Here is a 17,744-nt window from a genome sequence, read left to right on the forward strand (position 1 = left end):
GAAGGGCGCTCAAGAATCTGGGTTCAAGAGCAGTTGTGAGTCCAGGGTTGCGATCGCCGTTTCCAAATCACCTAGCGGGCCCCTAGCTCGCCCCGTTGCCAAGCGGCAAACAGTTGCTCAAAGGCTAGCCCCATCAGTGTTGAATAGCGGCGACTGTCAAAGAAAACCGGGTTGGCCGCCATGGCCCGCTGGATGCGATCGCTCAAGGCCTGCCGCCAGTCGCGGTTTTTAGCCAACCGCACCGCCAATCGCAGATAGTCCGCCTCATCGGCCGCAATCAGCTCCGGAATTCGCAGCGATTGCAACAGGGCCGAGGCCATCCGCGATCGGAACGCCACCCCTTCCACCACCACGGGTGGCATTCCCACCAGCAACGGATCGATCGTGGAATTCACCCCCGCAAAGGGGAACGAATCCAAATAAACATCCCCCAGCTTCAGGCACTCGCGAATGTCGGCCATGGTGGGCAAGGGATTCAAAATCACTAGGCGCTGCGGATCCACACCCACGGCGGCCAAGTCCGATCGGAACCGATCGATGAACGGTTGCGCGGGATAATTTTGCCCCCAATTGGGATTGAACGGATAGAGCACCAGCACCGAATCCGCCACCTGTGCCAGCAGTTTCACCCAGACCGATCGCAACTCCGGCACAATTTTGTTGAAATTGGCTCCGGACATATAAACCGTGGTTTGATCCGTAGCTCCCCAGGAAGCCCGCGAGGGTTGAATCGTCGCCGTTTGGGGCAACACGTCATAGTTAAAGGCATGGGCCGGCCCCTCAACCGCCAACAGCTTTTCCGTGTAGCGGGTTTGGGCATCGGTGGTCTCCGTCAGCGACCCGGAAATATAGGCATCCACATAGGCCATCCCCGTGGTGACCGGTGCTGAGGTGGACATCACCTGCACTCGGGCCAGGCGCTGCACCGCCAACACCGTGATCGGATTGGTCACCATGGTGACGTTCGTGCCAATCAGCAGCAAATCCAGGTCATCGGCCCGCATCCGGGCCGCCTGTTGGGCCAAGCTCCCTTGCAAATGCACAAACTGATCGGCGCGGCTGGCGCAATATTGCTCCAGGGGATGACCGGTGGCAAAGACGCTATAGAGAATGATCTCAAAGCGCGATCGATCCAAATATTCAAAGGCGGGCAGGGTGGTGAAGGTTTCCGTTTGGGGCGTGAAGTGATCCTTCAAAATCCCCACCCGCAGCTTTTGCCGCTGGGGATCCCTGGGCCCAAACCGATAATCAACCACTTCACCCTGATCCTTCAGGGTTTTCGCAATCAGGAATGCTCGCTTGCGATAGATATCCGTTGGGCTGTCGGCGGTGAAATACAGAGGTGTGAAAGTGCCGCGATAGGCCAGCCAGCGGGCCAGTTTTTGGGAAACCTCATCTTCAGGGCGCGTTTCGTTGGTGCGATAGACCTGGTTAGTCCAACGGGTGATGTGTTGGGCAAAGCGATCGGCATCGCCCACCTCTTGGAAATAGAGGGGGGCTTCCTGCATGTAGAGGGCATAGGCCTCTAGGAACCATTGGGGCAAGTAGATCGCGCCATATTCCAAGGGCAGTTGATAGGCCCGGCAATACATCATCAGAATGATGAAATTGCGAAGCTGGCTCAGGGTTTTGATGCCTCCCTGGAGACTGCTGATCAGGGGTTCAATGAACGATCGCTCGTCAGCGGTCCAGGGTTCATAGCGCAAGTCCGTTTCCACCAAGGCCTTGTTCGCTTGACCCAATCGGGCCAGGTAGGCCTCATCGAGGCGATCGAACGGAATTCGCAACCATTGTTCCGCCAATTGGCGACGGGCATTCCGCAACCGTTCAATCACCTTGGGATCGGTGGAATGCTGACGGTAGGCAGCCACGGCCTGTTTCACCTCGTTCACCAAGGGCACAAACAGCACCACCATGGAAGCCAAAGGGGTAATTTCTCGAACTAAGGCTTGGGTCTCCTCGGTTGTAGCAGTTGTGGCAGTTGTGGTGGTTATGGCCAAGGGGGCGATCGGGGCTGGATCCGCCGGAGCGGGTGAGTCCGGGGCCGCGGGAGCCGTTTGCAACAGACAGTCAATGACGGCCGATCGGGTTTCGATCGAATCCTCACAACGGAGCGCTTCCCGCAGTTGCGCGATCGCCGTTTCCCAGTCGGCCCGCTTCAGGCTGCCTTGGGCCACCCCGATCGCGTATTGGGCATAGTATTGCAAGGCGCGGCGAGCTAGGCGATCGCGCCGATCGGTGGGGAGATAGGCTCGGGCCAGGTCAATGGCGCGGCGGGTGTCGGCAATGTTGGCCCCGGTGCGGGTGAGCTTGGAGGTGGTGGAGCCGTCATGCCGCCGAAACACCGCCAAGGGTTCTGGCTCAAACCACAGACCCCAGCGACTGGCTAGGCGCTGCCACATTTCCCAATCGGCCGCCGAAGCCGCCGCCGGGTCAAACCCTCCCAATTCCTCATAGGCCGCGCGGCGCACCACCATGGCGGAAAATTGCACCCGTTGGCGCTGGGCAATTCGATCGACCCAATCACTCACCGGCCCGGCCGTTTCCCGCTCCAGTTCAGAAGTCCAAACAATTCGCCCCTGGTGATCGATGTGGTGATGCCGACAGAGCACCATGCCCACCCGATCACCCGCCTGTTCGATCGCCCGGGTCATCCGCTCCACAAATCCCGGCAGCAGCCCATCATCCTGGTGCAACAGCAACACCCACTGGCCAGACGATCGACTCAAACAATCCTGCCAATTGCCTAGCAGTCCTCGATTTTTTGGCTGACGGGTATACAGCACCCGATCGCCCGCCACCCGCTGCACGATCGCCCGCACATCCACCCGATCGGACGCATCATCCAACACCTCGATTTGCATTCGATCGGCCGGTAGGGCCTGATCTAACACACTTTGCAGCGCCAAGGCCAATTGCTGCGGATCGGGGTTATAAACCGGCAGCATCACCGACCACAGGGGCCGCTCCGTTCCCGCCGGAACTGTAGCCAGACGCGGCCGCTCGGATTTCAGCAGCCGATCCATGTGCTTGGTCATTGCCTGAGCAATTTGTTGAGATCGGGAATGGAGCTGATCAAACCAGGGAGCCGCCACCAGCTTGTGATAAAACCGGCGAGCATCGGTTTCCAACTCTTTCTCCGCCGAATTTAGCTGGGTCACCTGCTGGGCATGGATCCGCCGACTGGACAGGGGACGCGCAATAAAGCCCACCTTGTACTTGGCCAACAGCCGCAACCAAAGATCCAAATCCACCAATTGCTTCAGGGCCGGATCAAAACCACCCACGGCCAACAGAGCATCGGTGCGCACCAACACCGCGCTCGGTTCGCCAATTTTGTTGATTTGCCCCACCTTTTCCACGGGATCCACCGGATCCTGAAACAGCTTTTTCAGCTTGTCCAGCTTGGTCGGATCCGTGGGAGCCAGCAGCAAGCGCGGATCTCGCAGTAGGTCTACCCCCGGTTGCACCGCCTGCAAGTGCGACCAACCATGGTGCAAGTTTTCACTGCCGGCCGCCAACCGTTGAGAAGCGGGGTCCTGGGCCGCCGACGGATCCAGCAACAAGCGCCGGGGGGCAAACACCAGGGCAATTTCCGGATCGCTTTCCGCCAAGGCCACCATGGCCTTCAGACAGTCGCGATCGAGCAAATCATCTTGGTGCAAAAACTTCAGATATTTGCCCCGCGCAAATTCCGCACAGTGGTTCCAGTTGGCCACCATGCCCGCCCGCGGCCCCGCCACCAGTTGAATCCGCTGGGGATCTTGAGCCGCTGCGGCTTGCAGTTGCTCGATCGTCCCATCGGTGGAACCATCGTCACTGACAAACACTTCCAGGTGGGGATAGCTCTGCTGAAGGGCACTGGCTAGGGCTTCATCGATATAGCGCCGTCCGTTATAGGTGGGAATGGCGATCGTGACGAGGGGCTGTTGGCTATGGATGGTTTGGGCTTGCAACCGTTCATAGTCCCGGCGAAATCCCGGGCGATCGAGCAAACCAGCCAGGGCGGGACTATAGCAAAGGTCATAGCGCAACTGGAGATCCCACTTGGTTTCCAAAACCCGCAATGCCGCCTGGCGCTGGGTTTCCGGATCCGTGAGCTGATGTTGCCAAGCCAGGGAGTGGTGCTGGCGCAGGCGCGATTCGGGCACAAAGATATGGCGATAGCCGGCCGATCGCAACTTCAAACAGAAATCCAAATCCGCCGCAAAAATGCCCAAACGCGGATCCACACCACCCACCCGCGCCCAGGTCGATCGGCGGCAACACATCCCCGTCCAGCGCAAGGCCGAAACATTATTGGCCAGGTCTATGTGGGCTAGGTTGGCGTAGTTAGACACCTTGGTATCCAAACCCTGATAGAGACAAAGCCCCTCGGGATTGAGGCCCAAGGTCAGGCCCGCCTGTTCAATTTGCTGCTCTGGATCCAACACCATGGGGCCAGCCACACCAATGCGCGATCGCTGAACCTGTTCCACCAGACGGGTTAACCAAGCGGTTCCCATCGGCTCCATGCCATCTTCCCAAAACACCAGATAATCGCCCCGGGCCTGTTGGGCCGCTTGATTGGCAGCAGCAGCCCAGTTGAAATCCTCACAGGGCACAACCCGCAGTCGATCGGTTCCTAACTGGGTTTGCCACCGTTGCAACACCTGCAAGAGGCTCGGCTCCGGTTGCGTGGTTCCCAGCACAGCCAGCACCTCATAGGGGCCATAGTCCGTGTGGCGAACAATTCCGTTCAGGCAGCGATCGAGGTCGGCGGGGCGATTGCCCACAAAAATCAGCAGGGAAACCAATTTGCGCTCGGCGATTTGGTAACGCATTCGGTAGTGGCCCGGCCGTTTGGCGATGGTTTCCACTTGCCCCGGTTCCCCACGCCGCTCGATCGCTTCCCGCAGAGCCTTTTGCGCCGCCTCATAGGCATAGGGCTTGGCTTCGGTGGAACCCGCCGCTGATCCGGAGTGAATCCGCCAGTGATAGAGCACCCGGGGAATGTGATAGACCCGATCGGTCTGCTCCGTAAAGCGCAGGGCTAAGTCATAGTCTTGGCTGCCCTCAAATCCCGCACGAAACCCACTCACCTGGGTCAAGATCGATCGCCGGTAAACGGTCAAGTGGCAGATATACATCCGCGTCAAAAACGAGTCGGGACACCAGGCCGGCTTACAGGTGGGTTCCGACAAAATCCCCTTTTCATCGATTTTGTCTTCGTCGGTGTAGATCATGTCCGCATCGGGATGCAGTTGCAGCAGCGAGGCCACTTCAAACAGGGCATCCGGCGTAAGCAGATCGTCATGATCCAACAGAGCAACATATTCACCCGTCGCAATCTCCAGAGCGGAGTTGGAGGCACGGGAAATATGGCCGTTTTCGGTACGGAAGGCGACTTTAATTCGCGGATCGCGCTGTTGATATTGCTCAAGCAGCGGCCGCATGTGGGGCGCAGTGGAGCAATCGTCCGCAATACACAATTCCCAATCGGGATAGACCTGGGCCAACACCGACTCGATCGCCTCAATCAGCAGTTGCTCCGGTGTGTTGTAGGTGGGCATCACAATGCTGATGGTCGGCCGGTAGCGGAATCCTTGCCGCACCGTGGTGGCCATGCGATCGAGGTCGGCGGCGGTGGGCCGGTTCGCGATCGACCATTGGTGGTAGGTACGCGGCGGGGAATTGTCGGCCATCGGAGTTGCGGGCTGGTTTAGGGTTTGGGGGGCGATCGAGTCGAGAATAACGGTTTTCTGGGGCGGTTCCAAGTTGGTCACGGTTGACCTGTGCGGATCCGCTTTGCTTGCTCAGGTCAACGCGCCCAAGCGATCGAGCAGTTGCACCAAGTCCGCCACCTCTACCCAAATATCTTCGTGATTGGCAACGGCCCGGGATTGTTCGCTCGACAAACCCAGCCCCTCCGGGTCTGCCCCCAGCAAATAGCCGTAATGCAGGTGCATGTAATGGCTAATCACCCAAAACAAACCCGGGACGGATTTGGGCGAAAATAACTCAATCACGCAAGTTTCGGGCGTACAGAACACAAGGTTAACCAACCCAGCACCGTGGGGCGCAACAATTACCTTAGCCCGCTGAAACAGAGCGATTTGGTCTGTTAAGGACAGGCGGCTGAGGGTAACGGTTTGAAACCCGAGGGGTTCTAGGACAGCTAACAGGGCCTCTTCGTTGGCCACGCGGCGATAGTTGGCATCCCGGCGACTGATATAGAGTCGATCGCTCCCCCAATCTGGGGCCGCTCCCTCCCCTAGCCCGGCGAATCGATCGCGCAAAAACTGACAGCCCCAACGCGGTGGCTTCCAATTACCGTAGCGACAGGCGATCGAGGGAACCACCAGGCGATCGGCCGTGAGATGCGGTTGCCAGGCACTTTCGATCGTTTTGTCGGCGGGAATGCCCAGCCAATCAAGCGTTTCCCGCTGGAAGGGAGCCAGCGATCGGCTAAACACCACAAACCAGTCAATTTCCGTCAGCCCCTTGGCACTGCACCGTAGCAGTTCAAAGCGCGGCAGGAAATCGATCATCCAATGAAAATAATTGGTTCCCCCCGCAATCGGCAAAAAAGCCACGGTTCCCGACAGCGATTCGCAGGGTGGCAAGGTTTGAGAGGCTGCCACCAGGGCCGCGCTATGGCCCGACAGATCATCCAACAGTCGCCCATCGGGGCCCATCACCACCGTATTAGACCAGTCACTCCAGACCCGACCACCGGTAACCCAAGCCAGGTAGGGATTGAGGTCATCGGCTTGATCGTCCCGCCAGAGGGGATAGTCGTTGGGGCCGATCGTTTGGGGTGGCGGCAGCACCATTCCCTTAGCCTGGGTTGCGAGGGTGATCGACTCCAGGCACACCGCCGGATGAGCAGCAGCAATGATTTCGCAAAAGGGCCTGTGAGGCGAAAAATCTCGCACCACTGTGGCGGGAATGGCGCGATTAAAACAATCCGTGGCTTCCCGAGGGCGATTGATCGCTTGCAAGAGATGACCCAACAACCCGTAAAACGGCCACAGGCGAGGGTCTGCCTGCAACAGGGTCAGGGTGTGAGTAAGGATTGATCGCGAGCGATCAAGGGCCGACCAGCGATCAGCTAGCTCGCGGATCACCGTCTCATCAATAGCCAAGGGATGGCTCAGGTACAGTGCCTTCAACCGCTCGATCGCCCAGCCATCTTGCTCCAGCTCGATCGCCGATCGGATCCAAGCCAAGTGCAAATCGGGACGGTGGGGCGCAAGGTCGATCGCCCGATCATAGGCCGCGATCGCCGCTTCTCCTTGGTTCAGGTCGCCGTGGAGCCTTGCCAACCGCACCCACAGATCGCAATCCTGCGGGTCAAGGGCGATCGCCCGTTGCCAAGCTGCGATCGCGGCCATCGGCTGCTCACAAGCCGCCAGCACCAACCCCAGCGCCCGGTAACCGTCCGGCCGCTCCGGCTCTTCCGCAATCCACCGCCGACAGGCCGCGATCGCCGCAATCCAATCTCCCCGTTCAAAGGCCGCTTGCGCTTGCTGTTCAATTTCGTCTAGCGTCTGCTGACTCACACCCGCTCCCCAATTTCGAGGTAGATCCTCAACGCCGCTGCCATGCTTCCAAAGCGGCGGTTACCGCTGGAGCCAACCAATCAGGTAACTGAGGATAGATTCGCTCCCACACTGAGCGATCGACCGCTGGAATTGGATAGGCGATGGCCACCAATGCCGTCCGGATGGCCGATTCGGGTTCCGGCAGACCACTGCAATATTCCACAAAATCTTGTAAAAATTCCCAATCCGAAGGCAGAATTGGCCGCTGAGAAAAATGACTAGCAATCAGCCGCTGATAGAGTTGGCCTTTCCGGGTGTGCCAGGCCGTTTTCAACTCCACTGCTGGAGTCCCGTACCACTGTTGGGAATATTGAGCACGGGCATTGCTCAGTTCTGCCAAAGCTCCTGAATGTTCAGGCGATCGCTCGTAAAGATCCAAGCAGTTATCTATCCAGTTCAACCAAAACTCGTCCCATTCTGGCAATCCCGGCTCTCCCAGTTCGCGCGGCGGGAATGAAGGGGCGATCGCCCCGGCGGCCGTCCGTTTGCGGAGGAAACCGTTGAGACACCAGGTCATATTCCGTTCATAGAAGTCACAGAAATAGGTGTCAATCTCATATTCATCCCCGCAAACCATCAAGAATTCTTCCAAGGCTTGCAGTGGTTTCCCGGCACTGAGGCTATCTTCCACAATCACATAATCACCCTGGTCAAGCCAGCCGTGGAAAAACTCCAACACCGCAATAGTTGTTCCGTAGGAGTGATCCGCATCCTCAATCACCAACCAAGGGCGCGGTAGGCTGGCCAACCAGTCCGGCGAAAGGGTTTGCCCCAAGTCTCGGCCATCCCCTGCCAAAAAGGTCACCTTTGGATGGCTCACATCGGTCACCGGGTTGATGTCGATCGAGTAGATATGCCCATCAATTCCAAAATTATTCAGGTGATCTCCCAACCAGAGCGCGCTTCCCCCGGCAAAGGAGCCAATTTCAAAAATGGTGCGCGGCTTCAGTTCCCAGAGCAGCAGGGAATAGAGCGCCCAGTCAAAAGGATTTTTGATGGTCTGAATGCCCCGATAGCGGTAGCTGCGAGCGGCCATCTCGATCGCCACCGCGTCGCTACCCGTCAGGAAGGAGGTTTGGATGGGGCGCACTGAGTCCCAGGGGCGATCGCGCCAGTGACAAAACCGACCCTCAGCGTTCATTAGCCCAGCATTGGGGTCTGGGGCTGACGGTGTAGCAGACTCTGCCCGATCACTGGCCCCCAATTCGGAGCCAGCCACCTCCGTTAACTCAGACAATCGAGGACTGCCAGCCTCAGCGTTCCCTAGGATGTCATTTTTTTTTGAGCCTCGGACTCAAACACCGCCGCGTACAGCGGGAACAGCCAACCGGGCAAACGGGTTGCCGCGTCCTTCACCTGCATTTGTCCCGGCGCGTAGTACATCATTGCGCCCAAGAACGCATTCAAACCACCGGGCTGCTCGAAACCACGCGCTGCTGTTTCCGCCAGCTTCACCAGCAGTTCCCGCTCCCCATCCGTCAACGGCTCCCGTTGGAATCCTGATTTCAGGTACATGCCATAACGGCGACCCAGTTCACTGTTGAACACAGCCTCCAGTTGAGACGGGGGAACCGTCAGCCAAAACTCAGCCACCCGTTGTCGCAATTGGCGGAGTTCCGCCACCGTTTCCCCATCTTCCGGGTCGATTTCGTAGAGATTGGAGCAGCCCAAGAAGCGGTTCAGAAACACCATGTCCTCCGCCAAATTGGGGGGCTGGCTCACGGCGGGTGGAGCAGCAGCAGTCGGGGCGGCCGTGGGGACGGTTGGTTGCGGTGACGGCACTAAGGGAGCAGTCGTCGCTTGACCCGCTTCAAAAATTCGCTGATAGTCCGGCAGCAACCAAGCCGGTAAGCGATTGGCTGCGTCCCGTACCTGCATTTTGCCCGGTGGCAGATACATCATGATTGCCAACAGCGCATTCAGCCCCGGGTAGCGATCGATTCCCTGACTGATCAGCCCCGTCAACTCCTGAACAACGGACTCCTCTTCCGGGCGTAAGGGATAGTTTTGATAGCCACTGTCAAGCAGGGCCAAGTAGCGGCGACCAAATTCACTCTTGTAGAGAGACTCCAGTTGCTCAAGGGGTGTTTGCGCCCAAATTTGCCCCACCTGCTGACGGATGAGCCGCAGTTCTTCTGCGATCGAGGTCTCTTCGGGGTCGATGTAGTAAAGATTGGCACAGCCTAACAACCGATTCAGGAAGGTCATGTCCTGATGAAGTGGCGCGGTTGCTGAGGTTGGCGGGGCGATCGGGGCTGGGGTTTCGACTGGCTGGGGTGGGACGATCGGGCTGTTCGATTCAAACACCTGTTGATAGTCCGCCAGCAACCAGGCGGGCAAACGGCTGGCCGCATCGCGCACCCGCATTTGACCCGGTTGGTAATACAACATGGCGGCCATCAGGGCTTGGACACCTTGGGGGCGATCAAACCCTTGGGCAATTTGGCTGCTGAGAGATTGCAGCAGGGCTTGCTCGGCCGCGTCCGGTTGTTCGTTTTGAATGCCGCAGGTCAAAAAGGCTCGGTAGCGACGACCAAACTCACCGGCATAGATGGCGGCTAACTGCTCGCCGGGCATTTGGGCGATCCAATCCACAAGCGATCGCCGCTGCTTGCGACACTCTTCGATCACCATCGGCTCGGTGGGATCGATGTAGTACAGATGCGCCAGCCCCAACAGTCGATTCAGCTCCACCAAAGATTCGTAGGGCGGCACGGTTGGGGGTTGGGCCGGTGCGGCGGCCGCTGGAGCCGGTGACGACGGCGCAGCGGCGAGTGCGGGCGCGGTGGGAGCCATTGTTGCCTCAAAACGCTGCTGGTAATCCGGCAATAACCAGCTCGGGAGGCGGGTGGCTGCGTCCCGAACTCGCATGGTTCCCGGCTTCAGGTAGAGCATCGAAGCCATCAGCGCCCCGAGGCCGCCCGGTTGCTCCAAACCCGCAGCCACCTTGGCTGAAAACTGCTGCAAGAGGGCCTGCTCGTCGTTGGTGAGGGGCTGCTCAGTTAGATCGCTGTAGAGGGCTGTGCGATAGAAACTGCCTGCTTCGCCCTGGAAAATATCATCGAGGTGGCGATCGGGTAGATTCGCCCAGAAGGTGGCAAACACACTGCGGATGTAGCGCGCATCGGATAATACATCACCGCGATGATCCGGAATGCCGGCCTGGTCGGGCTGCTCCAAGAAGCGGCGAGCCACGTCAATCAGCGGCATGGCTTGCCGGCCCTGGTTACGAATGGTGAAAATCCGCCACCATTCTTGGGCAATCAACATATGCAAGTCGATCGGGCGGTTGTGGGCTAGGGCAAACCAGATTTTGACCTGCTGGTAACTGTCCGTCCATTTTTCGCTGGCTTCGGTCAGGGCCCACGTGGTGATCGAGTCGGGGTGCGATCGAAACATCGTCATCGGTTCCGGCACGTAGGCCACCCGCTCATACCGCTGGGCCACCAACAAATGGGCCAACACATCGGTGCCCATCGAGTGGTCGGGATAATCTTTGACGATCGGTGAGGGCACCTCCAGCAACACGCTTTCGCGCAAGTCCTTCAGCCGGAACAGGGAGGCTACGGGCGAGTTGGGGACGCTGGCTCCCTGTTTGTAGAGCATCAGGCTCAAATATTCATCGCGGCTCAGGTAGCCGGGGCGATCGCCATGGTGGTCGTAGAGCACCTCACCCACACCCTGATCGCTAAAAATCCGCGCCGCGTTAAACACCAAGCCCACCGTCGGATCGCTCAGGTAGGGTAGGGTTTTTTCCAGGGAATCGGGCGAAATCAGGTCATCAGACCAGACGCATTTGGCATAGTAGGCGCGGGCTTCGGCCATGCAGCGCTGCCAGTTGCGAATCGGCCCGGTGTTGGTGGGCTGCTGAAAGATCCGCACGCGGCTGTCTTGGCGGGCCAGCTCCTGACAAACTTCCCAAGTGCCATCGGTGCTGGCATTGTCCACAATCACCACTTCAATGTCGCGGACGGTTTGCGCCAGGGCTGATTCCACCGATTGCCGCAGGATGGTGCGGCGGTTGTAGACGGGAACCAGGATGCTAACCAGGGGTGCTGACATGGCGATCGCGCGGGTGAGGGAGCGGTGAGGCGGAATAAATTCAGGATGGCTGGGCTAGTCGGCCGATTGCCAGAACCAGTCTACCGTTTGCTGGATACCCCGTTGCAGATCGATTTGGGGTTGCCAGCCGGTGGCGGTTTGCAGCCGATCGATCTGGGCTTGTAGGTACATCACCTGATCGGGGCGGTAGGGAATGGCCCCGTAGGCCGGTTCGATCGCCGGGTTGGTGAGGGCGCGGATCGTTTCCACGGCCGTTTTCAGGGGGACGACTTGCCCGGAGCCGAGGTTAAAGATCCCGGCCGATTGGGTTTCGACTAGGCGGCGAATCGCCTCGGCCGCATCGTCCACATGCAAAAAGTCCCATTGCTGTTCGCAGGGGGTGACAGCGGGCGATCGCCCCGCCGCAAATCCCCTGATCAGGTAGGGAAACAACCGCTGAGGGGCATCGTCCGGCCCGTAGACGGTGTAGATTCGCACCCAGGTTCCCACCAAATTGGCAGCCGCCGCCAAGCCCAAGCCCGTCCAGCAGGCCGCCAGCTTGGCTTGCCCATAGAGCGAGGTGGGCAGAGCGGGCGATCGCTCATCGGTTTGCACGTTCGGGTTGCCATATTCCAACTGCGACCCAATGCCCACCCATTGCCGACAACCGATCGCGGCTGCCAGTTGCACCGAGGCGATCGTTAGGGGCAAGTTCTCGGTAATTTGCCAACCGGAGTCCCGCGCTGTCGTGGCTGTGCCGCTCCAGGCCAGATGAATCAGGGCGATCGGTTGCTCGGCCTGGAGGCGATCGACCAAATCAGGATCGGTTAAGGCGGCCGATTCCACGATCGCGCAGTCCAGCCCCGCCAACCGTCGCCGATCGGACTCGGGCCGCACCAGGGCGATCGGGCGGTGGCCTGCCCGCAGCAGCGATCGCACCACGGCGGCCCCCACAAAACCCGTGGCTCCGGTTAAGGCCACGGTGAGCGGTTCGCGAGCAGGCACCATCATGGCTGCAAAAACTGGCGATACCAGGCGATCGTTTCTGCCAACCCCGCGTCCAGGCTGTATTGCGGTTGCCAGCCCAGTAGGGTGCGCGCCTTGGTGGAGTCAAGATATTGCGATCGAATCTCGCCCTTGGCGGTGTTTTGAATATCCGGCTCCAGATGCGAGCAGTCCATCAACCGCCGCACCGCATCCACCACCTCCAACACGCTCAGGGCGGTCTCGGGGCTGAAGTTAAACCCTTGACCCAACACGTCCGGTCGGTTCACGGCTTCGGCTAACTGGAGATAGGCCACCGCCGCATCTTTCACATAAACGTAATCACGCACGAACTGGCCATCGCTGCGAATGATCGGCCGCTGACCCGCCAGGAGCGATCGAATCGTGCCGGGAATGATACGGCTCCAGTTCAAATCCCCACCGCCGTAGATGTTGCCGCACCGGGCGATCGCCACCGGTAGACCGTAGGTGTGGGCATAGCTTTGGGCAATCAAATCGGTGCAGCTCTTGGACACCTCGTAGGGATGCTGACCCGCCAAGGGCATGGTTTCCACGTAGGGCAACTGCTCGGGCGAACCATAGGCCTTGTCGCTGGAGGCAATCACCACCTGTTGCACCAACCCGGCATGGAGCCGACAGGCCTCCATCAGGTTGTAGGTGCCGCGCACATTGGCTTCAAAGGTCTGCCAAGGAAATCGGTGCGCCACCCCGACGATCGCTTGGGCCGCCAGGTGAAACACCGTCTGAATTTCCGGCTCATTAATCGCCCGCTCCAGTGTCCAGAAGTCTTCTAAACGCCCCGAGACGATCGAGCAGCGTTGATAGTCGCCACTGCGATAAAACTCGGATTGGGGATCTGGGTCGCGCACCAAGGCCGTGACCGCCGCCCCGCGATCGAGCAGCGCCTTCACCAACCAAGCCCCAACCACCCCCGTGGCTCCCGTCACCAACACGCGGCGATCGCGCCAAAACCCGTCTTGATTCATCCCTACCTTCCTTTACCAAACCTTCCAGGGGGCGCGCTGCTCCTGCCACAGACCGTCCAATAGTCGCACGTCGCGCAGAGTGTCCATGCATTGCCAGAACCCCTCATGCCGGTAGGCCGCTAGTTGCCCCGCCGCTGCAATTTTTTCGAGGGGGCCATGTTCAAACATGCAGTCTTCTGTGATGCAGTCCACGGCGGCCGGCTCCAGCACAAAGAAGCCGCCGTTGATCCAGCCCTCGCCCACCTGCGGTTTTTCTTCAAACTCGGCCACGAGGTCGCCATCAAACCGCAAGCTACCAAAGCGGGCCGGGGGGCGCACGGCGGTCATAGTGGCCAGCCGTCCCGATCGCTCATGGAACGCGATCAGCTGACGAATATCCACATCGGCCACGCCGTCGCCATAGGTCAACAGAAACCGCTCGCGCCCAATGAAGTCGGCGATTTGGCGAATCCGCCCGCCGGTTTGGGTTTGCAGCCCCGTGTCGATCAGGTGGATCGTCCAATCTTCGCAATCGCCATTGTGGACGGTGACTTCACCGGTTCCCAGCTTGACCGTGAGGCTGCTGGCCCGGGGGCGGTAGTTCAGGAAATAGTCCTTGATCACTTCACCCTTGTAGCCGAGGGCGATCGCAAACTCCCGAATGCCATAGGCGGCATAGATTTTCAGGATGTGCCACAGGATCGGCCGCCCGCCCACTTCCACCATCGGCTTGGGCTTCACGGTGGTTTCCTCTTGCAAGCGCGTGCCCAAGCCGCCTGCTAGGATCGCTGCCTTCATGGCCTACAATCCAGCGCGGGGTGTGGCGGCCGGGTCTTTGCGGAACCAAACCCCGGTGTAGTCGATCGGCTGTAGTCCAAACTGCACTTGCCATTGGGTTTGCAGGTCGTCGATCGCCTTGCGACAGCCTTCCCAATGGCCATAGTCATCAATTTGAATCGCTCCGCCGGCCACGACTTGACCGTAGAGGTGGTGGAAAATGTCGATCGTCGATTCGTACCAGTCGCCATCGGCATGCAACAGGGCAATGTCGCCAATTTGCCCCCGGGTAACCGGCAGGGTTTGGTTAAACAGGCCCTTCACCGGCACGACGATCAACTCCACACCCAAGGCTCGGCAAACCACATTCAGGTTCTGTTCGATCGGTGCGCCCAACGTGCCCGCCCCAAAGCCAGTGTCGTTAGCGGGAACTCCGTTGGCGCGATCGACCTCCGTGGGGTCAGGCATGCCCTCAAAGGTGTCAAAGGCATAGACCTTGCGAGGCCGGCGGCTGTAGCGCGCGATCGTGGCGGCAATCAGAGCAGCAGCCCCCCCTTTGCAGGTGCCGCACTCGACAATATTCCCGGGCAAATCCGCCAAGCAAATGTCCTTGGTCAAGCGATAGAGCGACAGCAGCCGCGCCTCACTCAGGAAGGTGTAGGGCTGCACCACCGGCAACCACTGCTGAAACTCGGTTAAGCCACCATCGGCGATCGCCCCATCGGAAATGCCGCTAACCATAAAGCTTTGCAGATGGGCGGGCAGTTCCCACCGCACGCTCGGGTCGGGCAGGTGACGCACCGGCTGCACTTGCCCGCGCCAGGCCACACCCATGATTTGCATGGTTTGGTACACCATCGTGTTCCAACCCTGTTGGCGCAGGTATTCCAGCCCTTCAGCTACATCGGGCGAGGCGAGGTCATGGAAGACGATCGCCGCGTCCGGGGCTACCAGTTGGGCGCAAACCATTGCATCTTCGAGGGGGCCGGGACGCTCGTGGTTGCCATCAATGAAAATCAGCGACCAGGGCTGTTGGCGTTGAGCCGCTAGCTCTTGCACTGCTTGGGGGCTGTAGCCGGGCACCAAATTCACGCGATCGCGCACCCCCGCCGAGGTCAGTGAATCGGACACAGTTTGATGGACACCGGGATCGCTCAAGAGCGGATCGACCACATCCAACTGCACCCCCGCCAGGGCCAAATGGCAAGCCGACCAGCCCATCCAGCAGCCAATTTCCAGTGCGGGCTTACCTTGGAAGGCCAGAGCCATGTTGTAGAGCAGGTGGGCCTCATCGCGGCTCAGGAAGCCGACGGTGGGACTGCGGCGATCAACGTACCAGTTGTGGGGAACTTCCTTACGCAGATAGGGCCAGGTGATCGGGGTGCGATCGCCTAGGGTCAGGTTCGGAAAATGAGCATCGGGGAAAACCGGCTGCAAGCCCGGTGCGATGTAGTCCCGGTAATGCTGCTGCAATTGCTGATCGATCTGTCTGGCTCGATCGCCCGCCGAGCGATCGGCTAGCCCATCGAGGGCCTCACCCAAGGCGCTGTAGGCTCCAGCCAGCGTCGGTTGTTGGAGCAGCATTTGCCGCAAGCTGGCGGCGCGATCGACCCATTGGCGTTGTTCGAGCGATTCCGACAGCATAGAACTCCCACTAAACAACCGTGACTCCGAAAAATCATCTGCGGCGACGCAATGCACCACTCGGCTCGGGTGACGCAACGGAAACGGCAAAGCTTCAGCCGGTAGATTAGCCAGCGGACTGTCGCCCTTGGTGTGGGTGGCTTGTTCGCCAAATCCCGCATTCGAGACCAGGTTGCGCGCTGGCAAAATCGTCAAGCCACCCCGCCGCCAGCAGGCAAATACCCAGGCATAATCCCATGTATCGAAGCCCTCGTAACTGCCCTGAAAAATATTGGTCCAGTACTGTGCTGAAGCTTGATCGCGCAGTAGTTTAAACAGCCAGCCGCGATCGCGCAGGGCTGGCCAGTCGGCCATGGCTAGGTCGTAGTGCTGCCAAGCCCGCCGCCAAGTGGCCCAGCCCCAAATATGCGGATAGCGGGAGAAGTAGTAGCTATCTTCCGTGACGGGGCGATCGCCCTGGAAGTTATCGCCCGAGATCGCCATCACCCGATCATCATCGCGGTAGCGATCGAGCATTGCCTCGCAGAACTGAAAAAAGCTGCGATCGGGTAAGCAATCATCTTCGAGAACGATCGCCTGCTCCACCTGCGAAAACACCCAATCCAAACCGCTGGCCACCCGCCGCCGACAGCCCAAGTTCTGATCGGCATAGTGCCGCAGAATCTCGCAGGGCCAATCCACTTGCTCAATCACGTCCCGCGTTTGCTGACAGAGAGCCGCCTCCCCAGGACGATCTGATCGCGGCCCGTCCGCAACCACCAACAGCTTGGTCGGTCGCACCTGCCGCAGAATATCCAGCACCCGAGCCGTTAACTGGGGACGATTAAAAATCAGCAGGGCGATCGGTGTACCAAGTTGAGACTTTTCATCCCTGACCACATCCAACTCTGTACGGCTATGCTCTCGAACGACCACCATGCAGACAGACGATCGGAGGACATCATCATGATTCATGCGCTCAAATACCCAATGTCCCAGTATTTTTTTACCTTGTACTTGGGTGATTGAGAGCGCTTTTTCTAGGATCTCTACCAGTGCAGTGGTTCTAAATAAACCGCAATACAGAGGAGCTAACGGATCAGAAAAGAAACTACTGCGGGCAATTGCCTCCTCAACACTGTAGACGGGAGACCGATCTGTAAATACAGACTCGGTAATTCTGCCATTCTTTTCGATCCATACCCCAAAGCGAATAGCCTGAATATCCCATGAGTCTATCTGTATCAGCCTTGCAAGGCCAGTACTTAGAAATGCTTCATCATATTGCAGGCAATCATGGGCGATAAGACAGTAGTTTTCTGTGACTGCCTTAACTTGTAATAATAGAGATTCGGCATTAAGAAGCGGGTCTTGAATAGTAATCGGATACACTCGAATCTTTTGATGCCGGGAAGTCTGAATTCCCAGAGGCAAAGACCTGGCAATCTCCTGTTTCGATGATCTCACCGGAACAATCAGAGCAATACTGGCCCCTTCAATGTTTGAATTCTGTCGAGAGAGATCGATCCCTTTTTGGCAAATAGACTCTCGCAGAGCTTGAATTTCCTCTGATTTCTGTCTTAGGAAGGTTGTTTCAATTTCAATGTCAGTGGAGTAAGTGTCTACCGAGTTCTCAGGTTGAGGATAGAGAGGAACATTATCCAATAAATGATCGCAGAGGCGATCAAGCTCAGGATCTTTCCCAGGTTTTAAGTCATCCAAGGATTGGATACGGATATCTAGCTGA

At 58.7% G+C, this 17,744-nt stretch carries 8 protein-coding genes; all 8 read right to left on the reverse strand.

What is annotated here, in order from left to right:
- Nucleotides 1–71: 71 nt before the first annotated feature.
- From VPK24_RS06295 to VPK24_RS06330, 8 genes are read right to left on the reverse strand one after another with little or no spacing between them, the layout of a single operon-like run.
- A complete protein-coding gene (locus tag VPK24_RS06295; RefSeq protein ID WP_393011413.1) occupies nucleotides 72–5,765 on the reverse strand; it encodes a glycosyltransferase in 5,694 nt (1,897 codons plus the stop codon).
- 30 nt (nucleotides 5,766–5,795) lie between these two features.
- Nucleotides 5,796–7,544, reverse strand: coding sequence for a glycosyltransferase 61 family protein (locus VPK24_RS06300; protein WP_393011415.1), 1,749 nt, complete (start codon nucleotides 7,542–7,544; stop codon nucleotides 5,796–5,798).
- A 28-nt stretch (nucleotides 7,545–7,572) separates the two neighbouring features.
- Nucleotides 7,573–8,805: a CmcI family methyltransferase gene (locus VPK24_RS06305; protein ID WP_393011417.1), complete on the reverse strand. Its 1,233-nt coding sequence runs from the start codon at nucleotides 8,803–8,805 to the stop codon at nucleotides 7,573–7,575.
- 44 nt (nucleotides 8,806–8,849) lie between these two features.
- Nucleotides 8,850–11,648: a glycosyltransferase family 2 protein gene (locus VPK24_RS06310; RefSeq protein WP_393011419.1), complete on the reverse strand. Its 2,799-nt coding sequence runs from the start codon at nucleotides 11,646–11,648 to the stop codon at nucleotides 8,850–8,852.
- A gap of 54 nt (nucleotides 11,649–11,702) precedes the next feature.
- Nucleotides 11,703–12,638 carry an NAD-dependent epimerase/dehydratase family protein gene (locus VPK24_RS06315; RefSeq protein WP_393011421.1) on the reverse strand — a complete coding sequence of 312 codons (936 nt, stop codon included), beginning with the start codon at nucleotides 12,636–12,638 and terminating at the stop codon, nucleotides 11,703–11,705.
- Complete coding sequence (locus tag VPK24_RS06320) at nucleotides 12,635–13,618, reverse strand: GDP-mannose 4,6-dehydratase (protein WP_393011423.1); 984 nt, start codon at nucleotides 13,616–13,618, stop codon at nucleotides 12,635–12,637. Before VPK24_RS06320 ends, VPK24_RS06315 begins: the two co-directional genes overlap by 4 nt.
- Before the next feature lie 12 nt (nucleotides 13,619–13,630).
- On the reverse strand, nucleotides 13,631–14,395 hold the full coding sequence (gene rfbF, locus VPK24_RS06325) for a glucose-1-phosphate cytidylyltransferase (RefSeq protein WP_393011425.1): 765 nt from the start codon (nucleotides 14,393–14,395) through the stop codon (nucleotides 13,631–13,633).
- Between the two features lie 3 nt (nucleotides 14,396–14,398).
- Nucleotides 14,399–16,936: a class I SAM-dependent methyltransferase gene (locus VPK24_RS06330; RefSeq protein WP_393011427.1), complete on the reverse strand. Its 2,538-nt coding sequence runs from the start codon at nucleotides 16,934–16,936 to the stop codon at nucleotides 14,399–14,401.
- Between the last annotated feature and the right edge of the window lie 808 nt (nucleotides 16,937–17,744).

It is taken from the genome of Limnothrix redekei LRLZ20PSL1 (assembly GCF_043235035.1).
Lineage (GTDB): Bacteria > Cyanobacteriota > Cyanobacteriia > CACIAM-69d > CACIAM-69d > CACIAM-69d.

Coding starts and splice junctions, on each gene's coding strand:
- VPK24_RS06310 (WP_393011419.1), bottom strand. CDS start 11,648: ATGTCAGCACCCCTGGTTAGCATCCTGGTTCCCGTCTACAACCGCCGC.
- VPK24_RS06320 (WP_393011423.1), bottom strand. CDS start 13,618: ATGAATCAAGACGGGTTTTGGCGCGATCGCCGCGTGTTGGTGACGGGA.
- VPK24_RS06315 (WP_393011421.1), bottom strand. CDS start 12,638: ATGATGGTGCCTGCTCGCGAACCGCTCACCGTGGCCTTAACCGGAGCC.
- rfbF (WP_393011425.1), bottom strand. CDS start 14,395: ATGAAGGCAGCGATCCTAGCAGGCGGCTTGGGCACGCGCTTGCAAGAG.
- VPK24_RS06330 (WP_393011427.1), bottom strand. CDS start 16,936: ATGGTGGTCGTTCGAGAGCATAGCCGTACAGAGTTGGATGTGGTCAGG.